The 2,905-nt window shown below is 44.3% G+C and carries 1 protein-coding gene; it reads right to left on the minus strand.

Annotation, left to right across the window (positions count from 1 at the left end):
* Positions 1-173 precede the first annotated feature (173 nt).
* The coding region (locus F6K38_RS31860) for a TIGR02921 family PEP-CTERM protein (RefSeq protein WP_287359063.1) at positions 174-2,905 on the minus strand (2,732 nt) is incomplete at its 5' end.

Consider the following 2,905-nt stretch of genomic DNA (forward strand, 5'->3'; position numbering starts at 1 on the left):
TTAAATAGGTGAGGTACACAAGTTGTGGATTTTAGGGAACAGGGAACAGGGAACAGGGAACAGGGAACAGGGAACAGGGAAAAAATCCTGTGTACCTGATTAATATGAGAACCTCTATATATAGCAATTCTCATAGCTATGAGAATTGCTATATAATTCACAACTCTTGAGGGTTAACCGTCAACGGTAATTTTTTGTCGTTTGCTAATAATCAAAAGTGCGATCGCACTGATCAAGATCAACATCCATACCTCCGGTTCAGGAACACCGGAAACACTAAACGGATTAGACGGCTGATTCAACTGTTCTTCCCCAGTTTCCACCTCTCGGTCAAAGCGATCGCTCGACGCTTCTGCTTCTTTGAGCATCCTTCGTTGCTGATCATTCACCAGCACAATCATGGATGAATAGGGACTGACAATGTCATAGGTCTTGGCGATGCCATGAATCCGATCCAGTTCTTCTAGAGAACCATTCAGGTTTCCACTCAACCCTAGGATAAGTTGCCTGGCCGCCAGTGGTTCAAATCCAGTTTCAGTAGTAGTCTCAGCAGTTCCTGATTCCATAAACCAAGCATAGCCATCCGCCACACTTACGACCGATGACCCCAAGGCTTCTTGAGTCGCCATCCGCTGGATTACCCCTTGGATATCCGTAGAGACACCACCACCACTATTTTGAATCAATTTTAGAATCGTATCATTGTAGGCTGAGGGTAATTGATTGCCCAAATGAACCATCCACAGGGGTGCAGCCACCACCGCCACATTTTTATTATCCTCAGATAACTCATAACTACCCTGATCAGTCACCAGTAATATCCCGTCATAAGGGGTATTGCCACGCAACTGTTCAAACTGTTGCAGCATCTGTTCAGGTTGGATAGAGCCATAAAAGGTGATCTCAGCAGGATCAAAATCACTTATATCATCAATGCGTTTAGCTTGATGTTCGATCTTGTTATCTATTGCGTCAGTGATGTACAAATCCGCATCATTGTTAGTCAAGCTCTGATCAGCAAAACCCTGTTTTTGTAGCCAAGTGAATGTCTCTTTGACCTGGGATGCTTGAGCAGCCATACTCCTGGAACTATCGAGAATGAGAGCAAACCGCTTATCCTTTAATGTCGAGAGGTTAGTGTTCCCTATTCCCGATTTCTGCAACAAGTCTAACGGTTTCGCCGAGATGCGGTAGCCATCCCCTAAATTCACCTGATGAACCATGGGTTGCTGGGGTTGATCTGCTGGTAAATATGCTTCTAACCACCTATCAGAAAAACCCCGTTGTACTTTACCATTGCGGATGCGCTTGGTGCGATTTGTCCAAAAGATATTACGTTGTTCGTTTAACTCAGGCAAGGGCCAACCCTTCTCTTGTCGCATCACCTTGTAGGTCAGCCACAGATGCATTTCCGTTGCGCGATCGCTACCATGTCTTTTCTCCCATGAGGATAACGGACGAGGAATGGGAAATGCTCTGAGACGATAATTCCGAGGTCCGACTTGCTCAAGCAGGGCTGGGTCCACAGGACGCGATCGCCTGACCTGGGAGTTGTAAACCTGTTGTGCAGCACCCCGTGGCGAGACTTGAAATGGAAAGCGGTGATTGCGGTCATCCGTTTCACCCAGCCACAAGCCAGTAATAGCTGCCCCTTCTGGTAACGAAAAATAGTAGAGTACTTCTTCAACATCAGTAGTTTTATTCTTATACACCTCGTAGATTTCTACATCTGCCCAATCCCCATGGGCATCTAAGGTTACCTCTTGCTTTTGCAGCCACACCCGTTTTTGATCGATATTCAACAAACCCGCCTTAGCTTGGTCAATAATCGCTGTAGATTGTAGGGCATGTTGAACAGCTTTTCGTTCTGCTTTCTGAAGTGGTGTATCAAAGAATTCCCCATAAAGCTGTTGAGCTTTTTCCACATCGTCTCGGGAGCCCTTATACAAAAACGGTGACATAACCAGATTGTAGCTATTTTGTAAAAATTCACATAGGGAATCTGGCAAGTCAAACACATCTTTGTACATCGCGTAGATATGGTTATTCTCGTCTCGGCTACTCAGATACCGATAGGGGAACAAATTGGCATTAACTAACCCAGTGCGAATTACATCAGACTTAGCTATCAAGGCTTGGCGATCGCTATTAGTTTTTGGGTAATTTTCTAGGAGCTTAAACGCCTCAACTTGAGCTTGTACATTCAAGGAAAAGAACAGAATCATCCAGACAGTAACCACAGCTACTGCCCCTTGAATCGCCCGGTTGCGCCCATACTGTCTGGCAAAAGCCCTTAAGATGCGCTGTCCGGAATGAACATAAAGGGCTGTAAATGCTGAGGGCATTCCTAGAAATAGGGTAATGCTAAATCCAAATAGGAGTAACATTAATAAACCGATTATATCAATATAGATCCATGATAACCACAGATTTTCTAGCCATTGGAATTTGAAGAAATTTTGGATAAAAGCACCAGCAGCAGGGACAACATAAAACAACAGCAATACTCCGACATAAATACTAGTCAAAAGCATCAAGGTGTGAGCAATTAGTTGTAACCATGCTACTGGTTTACGATTAGGATCATATCCCCATACTACTTCCGCAGCAAATGCCAGGATACAAACCAAAACGGTACCCAATACTAAGGTGCTAACAGTGGTAAATTCCCGGATCAAGAACAAACGAATTAGGCACCAAGCAAATAAGGGTGCTTCCACACCATAAAACAAGCGCATTAACTCCCTTGGTTGCATCGTGAGACGCCAACCACCAATGACAGTACAGACAGTTGGTACTGCAATCAATGCTAAAAACGTAAGGAAGAAATCAACAGGAATAGCACCATCAAAGGTCTCCTGGATTAACAGAATACCAATAATTGGCAAGATGCCAGCATAGACAA

The organism is Moorena sp. SIO3B2 (assembly GCF_010692525.1).
Classification (GTDB): domain Bacteria; phylum Cyanobacteriota; class Cyanobacteriia; order Cyanobacteriales; family Coleofasciculaceae; genus Moorena; species Moorena producens.